This window comes from Anseongella ginsenosidimutans, assembly GCF_008033235.1.
Taxonomy (GTDB): domain Bacteria; phylum Bacteroidota; class Bacteroidia; order Sphingobacteriales; family Sphingobacteriaceae; genus Anseongella; species Anseongella ginsenosidimutans.
This window is the reverse complement of record NZ_CP042432.1, coordinates 2319669-2340185: the sequence shown is the minus strand read 5'-3', so window position 1 is coordinate 2340185 and position 20517 is coordinate 2319669. Positions and strand designations below refer to the sequence as shown.

Genomic DNA, 20517 nt, shown 5'->3' with positions numbered 1-20517 from the left:
TGCGCCTGAAAAAGCAGGTGCATTATTTTCTTTTCACAAGTTTAACGAGGCAGCTCCGCGGAACCATCCTGCAGGATACTGCAGGACAGTTAACAATTAGTTGACAAATTAGTAACTTGTCCCGTATATGGCCAATCAGATACGCGGCACCTTTTTCCTGTTTTTACTGGCCCTGGCCTGTACGCCCCGGGTTCATTCCCAGCAACTTCACGTAGCGGCTACCGGAAGTGACGGAAATGCGGGAACATCCGCACAACCCCTTGCCACCGTGGAAGCAGCCCTGGAACGCATCCGCTTGATGCGAAAACAAAACAAGCTTTCCGGGCCACTTGAAATAATTATTGCACCGGGAACCTATTTTCTGAAAAAGCCGCTGGAATTGACGGGCGAAGACTCGGGAACCGGCGAGTTCCCCCTTATTATAAAAGGCGCGGGAGCCGCAAATGGCGCCGTGCCCGCAAAAGGGGCCGGAACCGCAAAAGACGCGGAAGCCGAAAAACCGGTCCTTTCCGGAGGCGTGGAACTTCCGCCTTTTGAAGAGGTTTCGGAAAAGCTCTGGAAAATACAGCTCCCCGCTATTGAGCGGTTCGGGGGGAATATCGGTCAATTATTTGTAAACGGACAAAGAGCTATACGTGCGCGCAGCCCGGATGCGGGTCGGCTTTTTAAAACAAGATCGGCCGGCGAAATCATTATTGATACGGACCGGCGTTCCCCATCGGTAGCCATACAGAAGATTGACCTGACAGAAGAACAGGCCGGGGTATTGAAAGGATTGCCGCCGTCTGATCTTCAGCAAGTGATCATTTCCGTGCAGCATGCCTGGGACAGGACCCGGAAATACCTTCAGTCCTTTGATGCAGAAAACGCCTCGGTATATATTGCCGGCAGGCCTATGCATCCCTGGAATACCCTGGAGAACAGTTCCCAGTTCTACTTTGAAAATGCAAAAGCATTCCTGGATGCTCCGGGTGAATGGTACCTGGATCCTTCGGGCACCCTCTATTACGTGCCCCGCCAGGGAGAAACCATTGAAAACAGCAAGGCCGTTACGCCAGTGCTGGACCAGCTGCTGCTTATCCGGGGGACCGAAAAAAGGAAAGCAAGCCATATACAGTTTGAAAACATTTCCTTTAAGTTCTCCCGCTACCTGATGGATTTCCGCGGAAATGAACCCGCCCAGGCGGCAGCTCCTACCGGCGCTGCGGTAATGCTGGATTACGCGGAAAATATTGAGTTCAGAAATTGCGGGATTGCGCATACAGGGAACAACGCCATTTGGTTCAGGACCGCTTGCAGCAACAGCGCGATCAGGCGGAGTTACCTGCATGACCTGGGCATTGGCGGAATAAAGATCGGCCCCTTGCACCAGCCTTCAGGCAGCGAAGATGGAAAAGAACTGGTCACAAAACACATTACGGTAGATAATAATATCATTCGCTCCGGCGGCCATGAATTCCCGACGGGAGTGGGCGTGATCATTTTCAACGCGAGTGATAATACTATTTCGCATAATGAGATCGCGGACTTTCGTTATTCGGGTGTTTCCGTGGGCTGGGTTTGGGGTTATTCGCACAGCGTGTCCAAACGGAACAAGATCGTTTACAACCATATCCATCACCTGGGCTGGGGAGAGCTAAGCGATATGGGCGGAGTTTATACGCTCGGCCCCTCGGAAGGAACGGTGGTAAGCAATAACGTGATCCACCATATTTATTCCTACGGCTACGGCGGCTGGGGGCTTTATACCGACGAGGGCTCCACCGGCATTCTTATGGAGAACAACCTGGTATACCGCTGCAAAAGTTCCGGCTTTCATCAGCACTATGGCAAAGACAATATGATCAGGAACAATATATTCGCTTCCCAGGTCAAAGCGCAGCTGGAAGCCACCCGGGTGGAAGATCACCGTTCCTTTACGTTCAACAACAATATAGTTTATTTTGACAGCGGCATCCTGATCGGCAAGCCCGGCTGGGTAAATGCCCGCTTCGAGGCCGACAACAATTGCTACTGGGATACCCGCAGCCAGGATATCCGCTTTGGGAATTGTTCGTTCAGCGAATGGCAGGATTCCACCGGAAAGGACCGGCATTCTATTATTGCCAACCCCGGGTTTAAAGATGCTGCCGGTTATGATTTCCGTTTCAAGAATAAAAAAAACATTTCGAAGATCGGCTTTAAGCCCTTCGATTATTCAGCAGCCGGCGTTTACGGGGATAAAGAATGGAAAAAGCTGGCGCTCTTCGATCCGCAGCGGGCGGCCAGGTTCGACCAGGTTATTGCCGAAAGGGAGCAAGATGATTAAAAGGCAGGTCGGCCACAGGCTCTGAAGTATTGGAAGTTATACTTCTTCCGGGGATTGCTAAAGAGCAGCAGGATGATTAAAAACAGGACTGTTCCAGGCATCTGAAGTGTGGACAGACTGCAAACCTGGCCCCCGGTTAAATTGGATCTCCGGGAATTTCCGGGCTGCAATCACCTGGAATTTCCGGTATGAATGTGCCGTTTCAAAAACTGGCCTGTATAAGACCGTTCCACATTGGTCAGCCCCTCGGGAGTGCCTTCGTACAGCAGCTCCCCTCCTTTTTCGCCCCCTTCCGGGCCCAGATCGATCACCCAGTCGGCTGACTTGATAACGTCCATGTTATGTTCAATGATGATGACGGTATTGCCCTGGTCAATCAGCGCATTAATAGATTCCAGCAACTTCTTGATGTCATGAAAATGCAGGCCGGTAGTCGGCTCGTCAAAAACAAAGAGGGTATGATGGGGATGATGCCCTTTTATCAGGAAAGAAGCCAGCTTAATACGCTGCGCCTCTCCGCCGGAAAGCGTATTGGAAGACTGGCCTAATTTTACATAACCCAGGCCTACGTCGGCAAGGGGCTGTATCTTGTTGATGATCTTTTTTTCACCGGCAAAAAACTCCAGCGCTTCGTCTATGGTCAGGTCAAGCACTTCGGCAATGTCCTTTTCTTCGTATTTCACCTCCAGGACATGTTCCTTGAAGCGCTTTCCTTTGCAGGTTTCGCAGGTCAGGTAGATATCGGCCATGAACTGCATTTCTATCTTCTGCTCGCCTTCCCCCTGGCAGGTTTCGCAGCGGCCGCCGTCCACGTTGAATGAAAAATGGGCCGGTTTGAGGCCGGCTGCCCTGGCCGCGGGACGCGAAGCAAATAACTGCCGGATATCATCGTAAGCCTTGACATAAGTGGCGGGATTGGAACGGGACGACCGGCCTATGGGATTCTGGTCTACCAGTTCCACCTGCTTAATTTTTGACAGGTCGCCGCCGAGCATATCAAAGGCGCCTGTATGACCGGCGGCATAACCTCCGGTTGCCTTCACCAGCGCCGGGCAAAGGATCTGCTTCACCAGGCTGGTCTTGCCGGAGCCGCTCACCCCGGTAATCACCGTCAGGACATGAAGCGGGAATTTCACATCAATATGCTTCAGGTTATTTTCACGCGCACCCTTTATCTCAATATGATCTGACCATTTTCTCCTGCTGGCGGGAAGCGGCATTTCTTCCCTGCCCTGCAGGTAAAGGGCGGTAAGACTTTCCCCCTTGTTCAGGAGTTCATCAAAATCTCCGTCAAACATCAGCTGGCCGCCATGCGTGCCGGCATAGGGTCCGATATCGATAATATGGTTGGCCGCGCGAATGATCTCTTCTTCATGTTCCACCACGATGACGGTGTTCCCCGCATTCCTCAATGATTGCAGCACGCTGATAAGCCGCTGTGTATCGCGGGGATGCAAACCGATGCTCGGCTCGTCCAGCACGTATAAAGAGCCTACCAGGCTGCTGCCCAGGGAAGTGGCCAGGTTGATCCGCTGAGATTCACCGCCCGAAAGTGTATTGGACAAACGGTTAAGGGTGAGGTAACCCAGCCCCACATCCGTTAAATAGCGAAGCCGGTTCCTGATCTCGACGAGCAGCCGTTTAGCCACTTTTTCTTCGAACTCCGCAGGTTTGAATTCGTCGAAAAAAGCTAGCAGCCGGTCTACCGGCATAAGTACCAGTTCAATGATCGAAGTCCCGTTGATCTTCACGTAAGCAGCGTCCTTCCGCAAGCGGGTGCCCCGGCAATCCGGGCAAGCTGTTTTCCCCCGGTACCGGGAAAGCATTACCCGGTATTGTATTTTATAGGTCTGTTCTTCCAGGTTCCTGAAGAAAGCATCGATGCCCTTGATGCTTCCCTTTCCTTTCCACAGCAGTTCCTTGTGCGCCGCATCCAGCTCGTAATAGGCCCGGTGTATGGGAAAGTCCAGTTCCCTGGTCTTCCGGATGAATTCGGTCCGCCATTCTTTCATTTTCTCCCCGCGCCAAGGCGCTACGGCTTCATCGTACACCGAACGGCTCTTGTCAGGGATGACCAGGTCTTCATCAATGCCGATCACCTTTCCATAGCCTTCACAGGTCGTGCAGGCCCCATAAGGGCTGTTAAAGCTAAAAAACTGGGGAGTCGGTTCTTCGAACCTCATGCCATCCAGCTCAAACCGGTCGCAGAAATGATGCATTTTCCCGTGGGAATCAATAACCAGGCAATCGCCCTTTCCTTCAAAAAAAGCCGTCTGCACGGAGTCGGAAAGGCGGTTCAGGGTTTCTTCGTCCGGGCTCTCCATCAAAACCCGGTCAATCACGATCTGCACTTCGCCCGCGTCCTTTACCTGGCTGTTTATGATAGTGCTGTCTTCAAGCAGGCTTTCTATCTTTACCATCTTTTCCTTATACCTTACCCGCCGGAAACCTTTCTGGAGCAATACGGCCAGCTCCTCTTTCAATGTCCGCTTGTTATGAGGGTACAGCGGGCATAGAACCGTAAAATCGCGGTCTTCTCCTGCGCCGGACACCATAAAATCGACTACATCGCTGACACTGTGTTTTTTTACGACCTGTCCCGAGACAGGAGAATACGTCTTTCCTATACGCGCGAAAAGCAATTTGAGGTAGTCGTAAATCTCTGTGGAAGTACCCACAGTAGAGCGCGGATTGGAAGCGATCACCTTTTGTTCAATGGCGATAGCGGGAGCAATTCCCTTAATAAAATCTACGTCAGGTTTATTCATCCGGCCCATGAATTGCCGGGCATAAGAAGAAAGGCTTTCCACGTATCTTCGCTGACCTTCGGCATACAGGGTGTCAAAAGCGAGGCTTGATTTCCCGGAGCCGGAGAGGCCGGTAATAACCACCAGCTTGTTTTTAGGAATTGCGACGTCGATGTTCTTCAGATTGTGTTCCCGGGCGCCTTTTATGATGATATGAGTTCCTGCAGTGATCGCTTTGTCCATTAATGCAAAATTACAAAATGCAGGCCGTCTTTTTTTTAAAAGTTTTTCGTATTTTAGAAACATAATTAATTACTTTTGAAAAAAAGTAGCGGCAAAAACAACATATAGGAGGGTGATTTATAGAAAATTTCTACTGTAAAATATACGGTAAACAAGCTTTTTAAAGTAGAAATAATATATGTCACGCAATACTATCAGCGACCAGGAATTGGTCGCGCTATATACCAGAGGGGACGAGAATGCGTTGGAGGAATTGGTAAAGCGCTACAGATCGAAAATCTATACGACCATTCTTCTTCAGGTTAAGGATTCCAGCATCGCGGAAGATATTTTCCAGGATGCATTCATCAAAGTGATCAATACTTTACGTGCCGGTAAATACAATGAAGAAGGGAAATTCCTTCCCTGGGTAATCCGCATCGCGCAAAACCTGGTGATCGATCATTTCCGGAAGGAAAAACGCACGCCGGTAATCACTACCTCTGACGGGTTTGATATTTTCAAGGTTCTTCATTTTACCGACGGGAATGTAGAAGATAAGATACTCCATGACCAGGCTTGCAGTGATTTGCGGAAGCTTATTCTAAAGCTGCCCGGCGAGCAAAGGGAAGTATTGATCATGCGGCACTATGCCGACCTCAGTTTTAAAGAAATTGCAGATATCACAGATGTCAGCATTAATACTGCTCTTGGCAGGATGCGTTATGCGCTTAATAATCTACGCAAAATGCTCAAATTGAAGGAGCTGAGCTTGAAGCAATAATTGTGTAATTTTTGACGTATTCTGCTGAAACCCCGCCTGCCGGCGGGGTTTTTTATTTTCTTTTGGCCAAAGTATTATCTTAGGTGGATGAAAAAACTACTCTTCCTTGCCGGCGGGCTGCTTCTCTTCCTGTTTGCCACCCTGCTGCTGCCTGCTCTTGGGCTGGACAAGGATATGGCTAACGTCCTGGCGGTAGCCTTGTTAATGGTCTTCTGGTGGATCACCGAGGCCGTGCCTATTTATATGACGGCCCTGCTTCCCATGATACTGTTTCCCCTTCTGAGCATTATGTCCATCCAGGAAACCACGGTCAATTACGGAAACAATATTATTTTCCTGTTCTTCGGCGGCTTCCTGCTTGCCAGATCGCTGGAAAAATGGAATTTGCACCGGCGAATCGCCCTTTCGATCCTGAATATCACTGGCACCGGCCCCAGGAAGATCATTTTAGGCACTTTGTTAGCGACAGCGGTCCTGAGTATGTGGATCAGCAACACCGCCACGGCGATGATGATGCTCCCCATTGCCCTTTCTGTAGTAAACTTGTTCACACAGGAAAACCTGGCCGGCCTTTCGCCTGATGTCAACAAACGGAATTTTGCCACCGTCATGATGCTGGCGGTTGCTTACGGGGCCAATATCGGCGGAATAGCCACCCTGATCGGCACGCCGCCGAATACGGTTATGGCAGGGATCCTTGAAAACACCTTCGGGTATGAAGTCGGGTTCAGTAACTGGATGCTGATGGGGGTACCTTTCAGCATCCTGCTCCTTTCCGGTTCTTATTTTCTCCTGGTATATGTACTGGTACCCGTAAAGCGGGATGCGCTTAGTTTTTCCAAAGACGTGATCCGGCAGGAACTGGCCGGGATGGGCAGGATCAGCCAGGCCGAAAAAAGAGTGCTTGCGATCTTCTCCGTTACCGCTCTTCTGTGGATCTTCCGCCAGCAGCTGCAGTTGCTTCCCGGGCTCCAGGGGTTGAGCGACACCCAGATTGCCATATTCGGCGGTTTCCTGATGTATCTTGTTCCGGCCGGGGTTACTGAAAAACGGCCTTTGCTTGACTGGAGCGACGCACAGGGCATTCCCTGGGGGATATTACTGCTTTTCGGCGGAGGACTGGCCCTGGCGGCAGCCATGGAAACAAGCGGCATACTGGAAAGGACAGCGGCGTACTTTTCACAAAGCGATTCGCAGCCTTATCTCCTGATTGTACTGATGATCGGGTTTGCCTCCGTATTCCTGTCAGAGCTGATGTCAAATACCGCGCTGGCCACGATCATGGTGCCCCTGGCGGGTAGTATTGCAACCGGCCTGGGCATGCATCCGCTGGCGCTTGCAGCACCGGTAACGCTGGCTGCCAGCGCCGCTTTTATGCTTCCCATGGGCACGCCGCCGAATGCCATCGTATTTGCCAGCGGTCATATTTCCATCAAACAAATGGTAAAAGCGGGCTTCTTCCTGAACCTGCTGGCCATTCTGCTTATCGGCCTGTTCGCTAAGTTCATTATGCCGCTTTGCTTTGACCTGTCTTAACGCCCGCGGCTACCTTGTCGAAAATTTATAGATACAGGTATGCGTATAGGTTTCCCCGGGGTTCAGTACAACGCTTGGGAAGTTTTCCTGGTTGGGAGAATTGGGGAAATGCTGCGTTTCCAGGCAAAAGGCTGCCCGGAAATCATATGCCTTTCCTCCTTTTCCACTTACCGAACCGTTAAGGAAATTACCTCCGTAAAATTGTATACCCGGTTCTGTCGTGTAAACCTCCATGTAACGGCCGCTTTGCGGTTCTAATATGCTTGCGGCAAGCATAAGGCTGTCAGTTCCCTCTCCCCGGCTCAATACATAATTATGGTCGTAGCCGTTCCCGAATTTCAACTGCTCAAAATCCGCGTCGATCCTGGAGCCGATTTCCGTGGGCTGCTGAAAGTCCATGGGCGTACCGCTTACGGCAGCCAGTTCGCCGGTAGGGATCAGGGTGCTGTCAACCGGGGTATATTGCCCGGCATTGATCATCAGTACATGATCGTTGACGGTTCCATTCCCGGCCCCGTGCAGGTTGAAGAAAGAATGATGAGTGAGGTTCAGGATGGTTGTGTCATCCGTTTCCGCTTTATAGCTGATCTTGAATTCATTGTCATCGCTTAACTCATAGGTCATTATCACGTCCAGGTTGCCGGGATAACCTTCTTCCCCGTCTTTGGAAAGATAATGGAATTCCAGGTGCTGGCTGTCAGGTTGCTTAACGTCCCATACTACTGACTCAAAGCCTTTATTGCCTCCGTGCAGATGGTTAGGGCCATTATTGGTCACCAGCGTATATTCCTTTCCGTTCAGGGTGAATTTTCCGCCCGCTATGCGGTTCCCGTAACGCCCGATGACCGATCCGAAATATTTTTCAGAGGTATTGAGGTAATCCTCCAGGTTATCAAAGCCAAGGACAATATCCTCGAAAGATCCGTTCTTATCCGGCACGGCCAGGGCAACCACTTTTGCCCCGTAATTGGTGACGGCCATTTCAATTCCGTTCTTATTCTTCAGGAAATACAGGCCCACCTGTTTCCCGTCCACTTCCTGCGAAAACGCGGCTGTATCCAGCTGAATATGCTCCATAGTTGTTGTTGCTTCTTTCGTTTGCTTTGTATTGGTGCAGGCGGCCGCCGTAAAAGCAACCGCTGCGATAAGTACTGCTCTTTTCATGCGTTGAAGATAATAAGAAAATTATTATTTCGAATGTTCACATTCGCGTTAACACATCGCATTTAAATAGTGAGTGACTTAAATCTCCGCGTAAGATCGGTCAGCGATTCTTCCACGCCCATCCGCTCAAGAGAAGAAGCGCCCACAAAGCCTTTTGCGGCGGTTTTGTCCAGGATAAGACGAACATCTTCCGGGGTGTTGACCGGGCCGCCGTGCGCCAGGAAAAAGATCGCCGGGTTTACGTTCCGGCCTGCTTCAATGATCTTGTTCGTGCGTTCAATGGCATCATCCATCGTACAGGTAGCGCCGACAACTCCCACAGATCCGCCTACGGTAGTGCCTACATGTGAAATAATAGCGTCCGCTCCGGCTTCGGCCATCCTCCGGGCTTCGTCGGCGGTAGCCACGTACACGATAGAGAACAAGTCCATTTTCGAAGCCAGCCGGATCATTTCCACTTCCTTCTCAAAACCCATCCCGGTTTCCTCCAGTACATTCCTGAAGTGCCCGTCCACGATGCAATGCGTGGGAAAATTGTTCACCCCCGAAAAGCCCATATCCTTTACCTTCAGCAGATGATGCCACATTCTTCGCCGGGGATCTGAGGCATGCACACCGCAGATCACCGGGATTTCCTCCACGACCGGCAGTACTTCGAACTCGCCTATTTCCATGGCTTCGGCATTGGCGTCGCCATAGGCCATCAGGCCCGCGGTTGAACCATGCCCCGCCATCCGGAAGCGTCCTGAATTATAAATGATGATAAGGTCAGCGCCCCCCTTTTCAATAAATTTGGCGCTGATGCCTGTTCCCGCTCCCGCTGCGATAATCGCCTTCCCGCCATTCAGTGTTTGCTGCAGCCGGTCCCTGACTTCCTGTCTTGTATAAGGATTTCCTTTGCCGGTCCATGGATTTGCCATAAAAATATGCTTGTTAAGATGTCAAAATTAATTCAAACTTTCCGGATTCCCTTCATCTATCCTTTCCCGGCGCTCCATCAGGCCCAGTAAGGCATCCACCAGGTGGCGGGAAAAGGCCTGGTCATTGATATGCGCGTCCACCTCCCTGACCGGCAGGCCCGGACCGGCATGTGCCTTTACTGCCTCGAACAAAGCCTGGTCGACTGCCGGCCGGTAAAAAACACCGCCCGGGGCGGCTATCTGGGAAATCCCCTTGAGCGGCAGCAAAACCTCGGCCGCCGCTTTATTCAATTTTATGGCGAGTTCTTTACCCAACTGCCTGTTTTCCGCTTCATTAGTGCGCATTAAGGTCACATCCGGCGCCCAGCTGTAAAGCTCCCTGTTGCGATAATGCGCAGGCACGGTATCCGGCTGCGCGAAATTTACCATATCAAGGCAGCCGGGAGCCACCACCTGGGGAATCCCCATTTCGGCGGCAGCGGTAAGGCGGGAAGGCCCGGCGCTGCAGATCCCTCCGCATAATTCATCGGCCAGCTCGGTGGTGGTAATATCCAGGACGCCGTCAAAACAGCCCTCCCGGATAAGGGATTCCATGGTACGCCCGCCCACCCCGGTAGCGTGAAAGATAAATACTTCATAGCCCCGCGCCTCCAGCATTTCCCGGCAATGATCCACGCAGGCCGTGGTGTTCCCAAACATGCTGATCGCTATTCTTCTCTGACCTCCCGGCACGTCCGTTGAAGGCAGCCGGGCCATGGCGCAAATGGCTGCAGCGGCCTGCCTGATCAATTGCCTGCTAATGCTGTTAAGGCCTGCCACATCCACTATGGATGGCATGAGTACAATATCCTTGCTCCCCATCTGCCTGGACAGGTCCTTCGCCGCTATCGTACTCAGGCATAGCTTGGGAATGCCCAATGGCGCTTCCTGCATGGCGCAGAGCGAAATAAATGTGCCGCCTCCTCCGCCCATTCCGACAATCCCCTTCACCTTTCCTTCCGCCAGGAGGCCGGCAAGTACACTCGCAGCCCCCTTTCCCATTACCTCTACCGCCCATCCCCGGTCGTCTTTTTCGCGCAGCGCGGAAATTGACTGCCCTCCGGCAAGGGCCACCTCTTCGGATTCAATTGTCACCGGGAATGCTGCGGTAGTCCCCCTGATACCGGTATTGATGGCAATTACCTGCTCCCCATGCTCCAGTACACAGGAGCGAAGAAAGGCGAAGTCTTCTCCCTTGGTATCGAAACAACCCAGGATTACGATGGATTTTTCTGCTTCAGCTGGTTTACTCCTGCTCATTGAACGGCTTCTATTTTAATTTCACCCTGATAAACCTGGGCCGGTAAAGGTTCGGCTGCTTTTTTATCTCGTTCATAAAATCAAAGGCGTTTACATTGTAGCTTATCAATAATTCTCCCGGCTTCGACAATGCAGGATGGACTTTGGCATTGTACACAATTATATTCTTTTGCTGTGATTCAGTACATTCCCATAATTTAATCACCGGGCCAAAAGGGCCTTCCGGCCGAAGCCCCAGGCGAAGGCCAACTACCCGTCCTATTCCGTCTTGCTGGAATACCAGGGCATAACGGCCGTCAGGAAGCGCAGATACGCTAAGCTCGTTGGAAAGACGATGCGCCACCATTGCCGATTTTTGCATATCCGCATTCCATCCTTTCCCGTCCCAATACTTCCAACGGGAGAAATCCTCGAAATTCTCCGGCAATACCCTGGCAACCACCAGGTTTTTTGCTTTTCCCCTAATCCCGTAGACATACACATAGCCGTCCGGCCGGGGAGCGCCGGCGCTTTCCGTGTTCACGAATATCCCCGCCCCAAAGGAACCTTTCCCCTCCGGCCCGGAGAAAGACAGCGGCGTTTCTATCTGCTGCTGGTCCTTAAAAGGGGGCCTGCTGCCGGCAGGAAGTTTGATAAGCACATTGCCCATTTCGGAGAAGGACCAGGCTTCGTCGCTGAGATTCCGCATTCGGTAAGCAAAAATATAGGTCGCGTTATCCATTTCCTGATTTACAAAGCCGTCTCCCAGCCAATAATAATCTCCCTTTTCAGCTGAAGGCGTAGATGGAACGAAAAAGGTAGCCGGCTTTCCGTTTTCGTCTTGTTTCCAGAAAAAACGGATCCGCTTTTCATCAGGTTTGCTGCCCGGCAGGTAAGCCACGGAGTTATTCACCATGCTCCAACCCGGCTGGAGCTTTCCGCCTGCAATCTCCCCGATCATGGTATCGCTGAATATGAACAGGACGCTGTCCCTTTTTTCCCCCCGGTCTGTGCCGCTGAGGGGAATGGAAAAAATTCCGTCAGCCCCAAACCAGCCCGAAGTACGGTTAAAGAGCGCATCCCATTCCGGCGCGGTTTCAACCGAAAAATGAAAATTTACCGTGTCTTTTAATGGGTGGGATTGCCCACCTGCAAGGCTCTGCCACAGAACCAGGGCAAGTGTCAGGATAGCTGCAGTTCTCTTTTGTAGGTTCATTTTGCTTTGCCGGTATGAAAAATTCCAAACGGTAAATTTAAACTATTCAGCTAAATTCCCGTAAGTTTGCAGGGAATGAGGTCATTCATATCCATAATACTTGCACTTTACCTCCTTTCTGCGGGGCTCATGCCCAATATGGGTTTTTGCGACCTTGCCAGGATACCTGACCTGGTTGAACATTACCTGGAACACCAGGCGGATCCGGACGGCATGAACCTGGCCGAATTCATTACTTTTCATTACGCAGAAGAAAACAAAGAACCTGCAGACGATCATTCCCTGCCTTTCAAAGAACACAATTGTTGCCCGACGGGACATACGCTCACGGTGTTAATCCAGCCGGTAATGGTAGAATTCCGGCTGGCGGTACCTGTCCGGCAGTTATACAGCCCTTACCAGGCTCATCTTCCTTCACGCTTCTCCGCCAGCATCTGGCAGCCTCCGCAATTTTCCTGATTCGCACCTTCCCCTCTTTCTGAATTACTATTTTTTTATGGATAAAACCGCAGGCTGACGGCTGTCAATTCGCCCTGCCTCCGGCTATAAATAAATTTTATGATCGGCAGTATTATTGCATTTTCAATAAAAAACAAACTGTTCATTATCCTGATGACCATTGCCCTGGTTATCGCGGGTGGCTGGTCCATGACCCGGGTGCCGCTTGACGCTATCCCGGATATCACCAATAACCAGGTGCAGGTGATCACGACCGCTCCCAGCCTGTCCACCGAAGATATCGAACAGTTTGTTACTTATCCCGTGGAACTGGCAATGGCCAATCTTCCCGGAGTGATGGAAATTCGTTCCATATCCCGTTTCGGGCTTTCGGTGGTCACCATTGTATTTGAAGAAAATATGGGCACCTACCTGCCCCGCCAGCTGGTATCCGAACAGTTGAATGAAGTAGAAGAAAAAATACCGGAAGGCTTTGGAAAGCCTTTTATGGGGCCTATCAGCACCGGCCTGGGAGAAATATATCAATATACCATTGACCCGCTTCCCGGTTACGATACGGTTTATTCCGGCAGGGAACTCCGCACGATCCAGGACTGGATCGTAAAGCGCCAGATGGCCATGCTTCCCGGGGTAGTGGAAGTAAACAGTTTCGGCGGTTCGGTAAAACAATACGAGGTCGCGCTGGACCCGGATCGCCTGAACAGCCTGAACATTGACATCCTGGACGTTTACCGTGCGCTGGAAGCCGGCAACCGGAATACCGGAGGAGCCTATATTGAACGAAACCACCAGGCGGTCTTTATCCGGGGCGAGGGCATTCTCCGTTCGCTCAGAGATATCGAAAACATTCCCGTCAAAACCGGCGGAAACGCGCCGGTACTTATCCGGGACCTGGCCAGCGTCCGGCTGGGCTCCGCAGTCCGCTATGGCGCTTTCACCAAAGACGGGAAAGGGGAAGCCGTGGGAGGCACCATCATGATGCTTAAAGGCGCCAACTCAAATAAAGTGATCGCCAATGTAAAGGAACGCATGGAACAAGTCAGGGAATCGCTGCCTGAAGGGCTGGATATTCATGCCTTCCTGGACAGAAGCGACCTGATAGAAAGAACCTCTTTTACAATTGGGAAAAACCTGGCGGAAGGCGCGCTGATCGTTGTCCTGGTACTTGTATTGCTGCTTGGCAACCTGCGCGGCGGGCTTATTATCGCATCCATCATTCCGCTATCCCTGCTTTTCGCTTTTATTTTAATGCGCATATTCGGCGTATGGGCTAACCTGATGAGCCTTGGAGCTATTGACTTCGGCATTATTATAGACGGCGCGGTAATTATCGTGGAAGGGGTCGCTTTTCAGCTGTCCGGGCAAACAGCTTCCGGGCGAAGCCTGAGCAGGCAGCAAATGGACAAAGTTGTACTAACATCCTCCGGCAGCCTGATGAACACGGCCTTTTTCGGTCAGCTGATCATCCTGATCGTCTTCATGCCTATCCTGGCGCTGGAAGGTGTGGAAGGAAAAATGTTCCGGCCCATGGCTTATACTTTCGGGTTTGCTGTATTGGGAGCTATCCTGCTTTGCCTTACTTATATACCCTGCATGTCGGCCTTGTTCCTCCATCCCAGGAGGGAAAGGGGGAAATTCTCCGCATGGGTCCGGCGCAGCAGCGAACGCCTGATGGAATTCCTGCGGGGAATATACATTCCTTTGCTGCGGCGCGCGCTGGATCATGCCAAGGCCACGATTATTATCTCCCTGGTCTTACTGGCCGCCACCATAGCTATCTTTACGCGGATGGGCGGAGAATTTATGCCGCAGCTGGACGAAGGGGACATCGCTTTTCACGCCATCCTGAAACCAGGCAGTTCCCTTACAGAGACCGTGGAAGCAACTACCAGGATCGAAAAGCTGATCCTTGAAAACTTCCCGGAAGCCGAACATGTCTTAAGCCGGATAGGGGTATCCGACGTACCTACCGACCCTATGCCCATGGATATGGCGGATGTGTTCGTCATTCTTAAACCGGAAAAGGACTGGGTTTCGGCAGGTTCCAAAGAAGAGCTGATCGAAAAAATAAAAGAAACGCTTGCGCTTATTCCCGGTGTGAACTATGAATTCACCCAGCCCATAGAAATGCGCTTTAACGAACTGATAAGCGGTGTCCGGGAGGACATTGCCGTGAAGCTTTACGGAGAAGATCTGGAGGTGCTGGCTGCCAAAGCCGCGGAAATGGGCTCGCTCATCTCCGGCATCGACGGCGTTGCCGATATGCGCGTGGAAGCCACCAGCGGCCTTCCCCAGCTGGTTGTCGCCTACGACCGGGCAAAGCTGGCAGAATACGGAATGAATGTTGAAGCCCTGAACAAAATGGTCAATGCCGCCTTCGCCGGCGCCGCCGCGGGTGTGATCTTTGAAGGGGAAAAGCGGTTTGACCTGGTTATCCGCCTGGACGAACAGTACCGGGCGAATATCCGGGACCTGCAAAATCTCTACGTCAGCCTCCCGGACGGAAGCCAGGTGCCTATCTCGGCCCTTGCCACTATTGAATACCAGCCTGCTCCCATACAGATCTCACGCGATGATACCCGGCGAAGGACCTATGTGGGTATTAATGTGCGCGACCGGGACATTGAAAGCCTTGTGGAAGAGATCCGGGAAAAACTGCAGGCGGAACTGGAACTTCCCCCAGGCTATTATATCGAGTACGGGGGAGCGTTCGAAAACCTTGAACGGGCGGGAAAGCGGCTTTCACTGGTTGTTCCGCTGGCCCTGGCGCTGATCTTCCTGCTGCTTTATTTCGCCCTGCATTCACTGAGTCAAACGCTGATGATCTATATGGCCATCCCGCTGGCAGCCATCGGAGGAGTTATGGCCCTGTGGCTGCGGGGAATGCCCTTCAGCATCTCAGCCGGCGTCGGATTCGTGGTACTTTTCGGGGTGGCCGTTCTCAACGGGCTGGTGCTGGTAAGCCGCTTTAATTCCCTCAAAACCGAGGGCGTCCCGCTCGGGGAACGCATCCGGCAGGGCGCAGGTGAACGCCTTCGCCCGGTACTGCTCACCGCCCTGGCTGCCATTACCGGCTTTCTTCCCATGGCCATTTCCACCTCGGCGGGCGCCGAAGTACAGCGGCCGCTTGCCACCGTGGTCATCGGAGGGCTATTAACCTCTACCCTTCTCACGCTGCTGGTTTTACCCCTGCTCTACCAGTGGACGGAACAGCGTTCCCTTAATCGTTCAAAACTAAAAACAATGAAATCTTTCCTGATCGCATTCTGCCTTACCGGGATACTGACCGGCCTGTCCCGGCCCGGCAATGCTGCGGCTTCCAACGCTCCTGAAATCCCCAACGGGACTCCTGAGTTTACAGAGGACCCGCTTCCGCAAACGGATTCCCTGATAAGCCTGCAGGAAGCCCGGGAAAAGGCCCGCGCCTATCATCCTTCGATGAAGCTCGCCGAACTGTCTGTAGTGAAGCAAAATGAATTAAAGGAAACCGCCTGGCAACTTGGAGACACTCGTGTATTTACCGGTATGGAAGAAGCAGGCGGTAGTGGGCCGGGAGTGCAGACGCTGGTAGGGATTGGGCAGCAAAACGTGGATATTTTCGGCAGCTTCAGCCGCAGCAAATGGAGAAGCGAACTTATCCGGCTCAGCAAGATCAACCGGGATCTTAGCGGGCTGGAAGTCACAAAAAATACCTCTTCGGCTTATTATCATGCCGCTTTTGCACGGAGCCGTTTAAGAGTAACCCGCGAACTGGACAGTATTTACCGCCGCTTTGAAGAAGCCGCCCTCCTTCGGTTTGAAACAGGCGAATCACCCCGGCTGGAATACCTGGCCGCAAGGGGAAAATATCAAAAGGTAAAGCTGGCGCTCCGGCAGGCAACCGAGGACTATGAAATTGCCCTTGCCGCCCTCGTGCGATGGACGGGCATTGAAAAACGGTTCGGCGTGCATTACCTGGAGGAAATGTCGATTCCGGCCGGACAAAACATTCTGCAGGATAGCGGGGCAAACAAGCCGGGCCCGCCGGGGAAGGGGGCGAACCCGGGAAAAGGGACAAACCCGGGAAAGGGGGCAAATTCGGGAAAGGGGGCGAATTCAGGAAACGCCGCTGATTCAGGAAACGCGGCTGACTCCCTGGTTCTAAAAAGCAACCCGCTCCTGGAACCATTCCGGCAGGACATTCGCGTGCAGCAGGCACGCATAAGAATGGCACGTGCGGAGCTGCTTCCCTCCTTCAGCGGAGAATATGCCTGGCAGCAGGCCGGTGGACAAAAAGGATTTTATTCCTGGCAGGTGGGCATACAAATCCCACTTTGGTTCATCCCTCAAAAAGGCAACATAAAGGCCGCAAAGACGGAAAAGAAGATTGCCGAAAACCGCCTCCTCCTGGAAGCGTCCAGATTGCAGTGGCAGCTAAGGAAACTGGAGGCAGAACTGCAAAAGACGCGGGCCTCCATTGATTTTTACCTGGAGGAAGGGCTCCCCCTGGCCACAGAGCAGGTAACTGCGGCAGCCAAAAGCTACCGTTACGGGGAAATAGACTATACGGCCTACATTCAATTAACGGACGAAGCCGTCCGGACACGCACAGCCTTTCTCGAAAGCCTCAACAATTACTTCCAGGCAAAGAACGAACTCCAGTTTATTTCCGGACAATTCTAAAACGATCAAAATGAACACTATAAATAAATATCTATTGTTCCTGCCCTTTCTGCTGGCCGCCTGCCAGGGTGCAGCGCCGCATGAAGAAGGCCATGAGGGTCATACGGAGCAGGAAGAAACCGCATCCCATGAAGAAGGATGGGTGGAGCTGACCGGGCAGCAGGCAGATGCCGTTCATATTCAAACCGATACACTCCGCGCCTATCCGCTTGGGGCCGGTATTAAAGCGAACGGTCAACTGGAAGTACCACCCCAGAATGAAGCCCGGGTAAGCGCCTACCTGGGAGGAAACGTTAACCGGATCCTGGTAATAGAGGGAGATAAGGTAAAAAAGGGCCAGACGCTGGCTACCCTCTCGCATCCCGACCTGATTGCCATCCAGCAGGATTACCAGGAAGCATTGAATGAACTGTCCTTCCTGGAAGAAGAATATACCCGCAAACAGCAGTTGTATAAAGAAGGCGTCAGTTCCGGCAGGCAATTTCAGCAAGCGGATGCAGATCATAAAACAATGCAGTCAAGGGTTGCGGCCCTAAAGGCTAAGCTACACATGCTGCACCTGGATCCCGAAGCGGTGGCCTCCGGAAAAATCTCCGTTTCTATCCCCGTAACAACGCCAATAGGCGGCTTTGTCAAAAAGGTAAAAGTCCTTACCGGCCAATACGTACCGCCGCAGCAGGAATTATTCGAAATAGTCGACAATAGCCATATACATGCCGACCTCATGGTTTTCCAGAAGGACATGGAAAAGCTGCGACAAGGCCAGAAAATCTTCTTTACCGTAGGAAATATGCTGGGAGAAACGTTTGAAGCCCGCATTTTTTCCATCGGAAAGGTGCTGGAAGAGGACCCAAGGGCGGTGCATGTCCATGCAGAGATCACCGGCAGCACGGAAGATCTTATCCCGGGCATGTACGTTCAGGGAAGGATCATCACAGAAGAAACAGAAACCCTCGCCTTGCCGGAAGACGGGATTGCCCGGGAAGGCGATAAAACCTTTATTTTCCTTGCAGAACAAGGCAAGAAGACAGAAGGTAAAGGCGAACGTATTCGCCGGTTCCGGATGGTTGAAGTCGGCACCGGCGTGCAGGAAGGCGGCCTCATCGCGATCAAACCGGCAGAGCAACTTCCCGAAGACGCCATTGTGGTCACCAGCGGCGCCTATTATTTACTCGCTGAAATGAAAAAGGGCGAAGCAGGGCATCATCACTGATCCCGCCCTTACCGGCCCTTTTCCGGAACAAGATGGTTCAAAAAAAATCGCTAATATTGACTTCAGGTAAAGAAAGAAGATGCTAAGACCAATTATAAGTTTCCTGCTCCTGGCTGCCGGCATGATCGCTGACCATCTCTGGCAGCCGGCTTTCTTCACCGGCTTTCTGCGTCTGGCCTGGTACCTGCTGGCCTATTTACCGGTTGGCCTCCCGGTCATCCGGAAAGCGGTGAAAACCCTCCTGAAAGGAGATCTGTTCACCGAGTTCTTCCTGATGAGCATTGCTACATTAGGCGCATTCGCCATTGGCGAATATCCCGAAGGAGTGGCCGTCATGCTCTTCTATACTGTCGGGGAATTATTCCAGGACGCAGCTGTAGGCAAAGCGAAACGCAGCATTTCCGCCCTGCTCGATGTACGGTCAGCCAGCGCCACGGTCTTCCGGGAAGGCGCATATTCGACGGTGAACCCGGAAGAAGTAGCTATTGGAGAAACCCTGCAGGTCAAAGTCGGAGAACGGGTACCCCTGGACGGTTCATTGCTGTCCCCGGTCTCCTCTTTTAATACCGTTGCCTTAACAGGAGAAAGCAAACCCAGGACCATTCGCGAAGGCGGGCAGGTGCTGGCCGGGATGATCAATATGAACCAGGTCATAGAAATGCAGGCCAACCGGAAATTCGAGGATAGTTCCATTTCACGGATCCTCGAAATGGTAAAGAATGCCATTGCCCGCAAAGCAAAGACAGAGCAATTCATCCGGCGCTTTGCCAGGGTTTATACGCCAATTGTTACATGTATGGCCATTGCCCTGGTCTTCCTTCCCTGGTTTTTCGTACCGGACTATGAGTTTGAGGACTGGCTGTACCGGGGGCTGATCTTTCTGGTCATTTCCTGTCCCTGCGCCCTCGTAGTTTCCATTCCCCTTGGCTATTTCGGGGGGATCGGGGCAGCCTCCCGCAGGGGCATCCTGTTCAAAGGATCGGCCTACCTGGACCGGATTACCAACGTGAACACTGTTATACTGGACAAAACGGGAACCCTTACCGAAGGTGTTTTCGGGGTTCGCGAAATGGTAGTTAAAACCGGCGAACCGGCAGCAGCGGCAGCAGGCGCAGATCAGCAGGCTCCCGGATTCCTTCAGCTGGTAACAGCACTGGAAAGCCATTCTAATCATCCCGTTGCGCTGGCGGTTACCCGCTACGGAAAGGAAAACGGAGCGGACTTTTCAACCATAAGGGTAGAATCCGTGGAAGAAATACCCGGCCAGGGTTTAAAAGGCCTTGCGAACGGATCAGAAATACTTGCCGGGAATACTGCTTTGCTGAGAAACCACGGCATTGCTGCAGATCCTGCCCTGGAGGATATAAAAGGTTCGGTGGTGGTAGTTGCCATTAACAGGCAATATGCGGGATACCTGCTGGTGGACGACAAGATAAAGGAAGACGCCCCGGCTGCTATTCGTGCGCTTCGTTCCGCAGGGATAAAAGAAACGATCATGCTGTCCGGTGATCGCGCCTCCGTAGCAGCGGACGTGGCTGCCCGGCTGGGCATTGACCGGTATTACGGGGACCTGCTTCCGGACGAAAAGGTCCGGCAAATAGAAGCGCTCAAAAAAGACCCTTCGCGCGTGATCGCCTTTGCCGGCGATGGCATTAATGATGCCCCCGCCCTTGCGCTCAGCGATGTAGGCATTGCAATGGGGGGCCTTGGAAGTGACGCCGCCATAGAAACTGCCGACGTCGTTATCCAGACGGACCAGCCTTCCCGCATTGCGACTGCCATCCGGATCGGGAAAGCCACCAAGCGTATTGTATGGCAAAATATTAGCCTTGCATTTGGCGTGAAAGCGCTTGTACTCCTATTGGGCGCAGCCGGCCTGGCCAGCATGTGGGGAGCAGTATTTGCCGATGTAGGAGTTGCCCTGTTGGCAATTGCCAACGCGGTCCGCATCCAGCATAAAGATTTTGACCGCTAATCCCGGAGCGTTTACTTCGGCACTCCGGAGGGC

12 protein-coding genes are annotated in these 20517 nt (G+C 52.3%); 7 read left to right on the top strand and 5 right to left on the bottom strand.

What is annotated here, in order from left to right:
• Positions 1–127: 127 nt before the first annotated feature.
• A complete protein-coding gene (locus FRZ59_RS09710) occupies positions 128–2308 on the top strand; it encodes a right-handed parallel beta-helix repeat-containing protein (protein WP_132129516.1) in 2181 nt (726 codons plus the stop codon).
• Positions 2309–2478: 170 nt separating this feature from the next.
• On the opposite strand, the gene uvrA is transcribed toward FRZ59_RS09710, so the two are convergent.
• The gene (uvrA, locus tag FRZ59_RS09705; protein ID WP_132129515.1) at positions 2479–5298 is read right to left on the bottom strand and encodes an excinuclease ABC subunit UvrA; all 2820 of its coding nucleotides are present in this window, start codon (positions 5296–5298) and stop codon (positions 2479–2481) included.
• A gap of 178 nt (positions 5299–5476) precedes the next feature.
• On the opposite strand from uvrA, the gene FRZ59_RS09700 reads away from it, so the two are divergent.
• Positions 5477–6061 (top strand): RNA polymerase sigma factor, encoded by a 585-nt coding sequence (locus tag FRZ59_RS09700; protein WP_132129514.1) that lies wholly within the window; start codon positions 5477–5479, stop codon positions 6059–6061.
• 87 nt (positions 6062–6148) lie between these two features.
• Positions 6149–7597: an SLC13 family permease gene (locus tag FRZ59_RS09695; RefSeq protein ID WP_132129513.1), complete on the top strand. Its 1449-nt coding sequence runs from the start codon at positions 6149–6151 to the stop codon at positions 7595–7597.
• Between the two features lie 9 nt (positions 7598–7606).
• On the opposite strand, the gene FRZ59_RS09690 is transcribed toward FRZ59_RS09695, so the two are convergent.
• The 4 genes from FRZ59_RS09690 to FRZ59_RS09675 form a co-directional block, all read right to left on the bottom strand.
• The gene (locus tag FRZ59_RS09690) at positions 7607–8761 is read right to left on the bottom strand and encodes an aldose epimerase family protein (RefSeq protein ID WP_207910300.1); all 1155 of its coding nucleotides are present in this window, start codon (positions 8759–8761) and stop codon (positions 7607–7609) included.
• Between the two features lie 62 nt (positions 8762–8823).
• On the bottom strand, positions 8824–9681 hold the full coding sequence (locus FRZ59_RS09685) for a phosphoenolpyruvate hydrolase family protein (RefSeq protein ID WP_132129512.1): 858 nt from the start codon (positions 9679–9681) through the stop codon (positions 8824–8826).
• Between the two features lie 27 nt (positions 9682–9708).
• Positions 9709–10980, bottom strand: coding sequence for a Tm-1-like ATP-binding domain-containing protein (locus FRZ59_RS09680; protein WP_132129511.1), 1272 nt, complete (start codon positions 10978–10980; stop codon positions 9709–9711).
• Between the two features lie 10 nt (positions 10981–10990).
• A complete protein-coding gene (locus tag FRZ59_RS09675) occupies positions 10991–12175 on the bottom strand; it encodes a DUF5005 domain-containing protein (RefSeq protein WP_132129510.1) in 1185 nt (394 codons plus the stop codon).
• Positions 12176–12250: 75 nt separating this feature from the next.
• On the opposite strand from FRZ59_RS09675, the gene FRZ59_RS09670 reads away from it, so the two are divergent.
• The 4 genes from FRZ59_RS09670 to FRZ59_RS09655 all read left to right on the top strand — a co-directional run bounded on the left by FRZ59_RS09670 (position 12251) and on the right by FRZ59_RS09655 (position 20484).
• Positions 12251–12634: a hypothetical protein gene (locus FRZ59_RS09670; protein WP_132129509.1), complete on the top strand. Its 384-nt coding sequence runs from the start codon at positions 12251–12253 to the stop codon at positions 12632–12634.
• A gap of 99 nt (positions 12635–12733) precedes the next feature.
• Positions 12734–17296 carry a CusA/CzcA family heavy metal efflux RND transporter gene (locus FRZ59_RS09665; RefSeq protein ID WP_132129508.1) on the top strand — a complete coding sequence of 1521 codons (4563 nt, stop codon included), beginning with the start codon at positions 12734–12736 and terminating at the stop codon, positions 17294–17296.
• Between the two features lie 10 nt (positions 17297–17306).
• Positions 17307–18509: an efflux RND transporter periplasmic adaptor subunit gene (locus FRZ59_RS09660; RefSeq protein WP_132129507.1), complete on the top strand. Its 1203-nt coding sequence runs from the start codon at positions 17307–17309 to the stop codon at positions 18507–18509.
• Positions 18510–18588: 79 nt separating this feature from the next.
• On the top strand, positions 18589–20484 hold the full coding sequence (locus FRZ59_RS09655) for a heavy metal translocating P-type ATPase (protein ID WP_132129506.1): 1896 nt from the start codon (positions 18589–18591) through the stop codon (positions 20482–20484).
• The last annotated feature ends 33 nt before the right edge of the window (positions 20485–20517 follow it).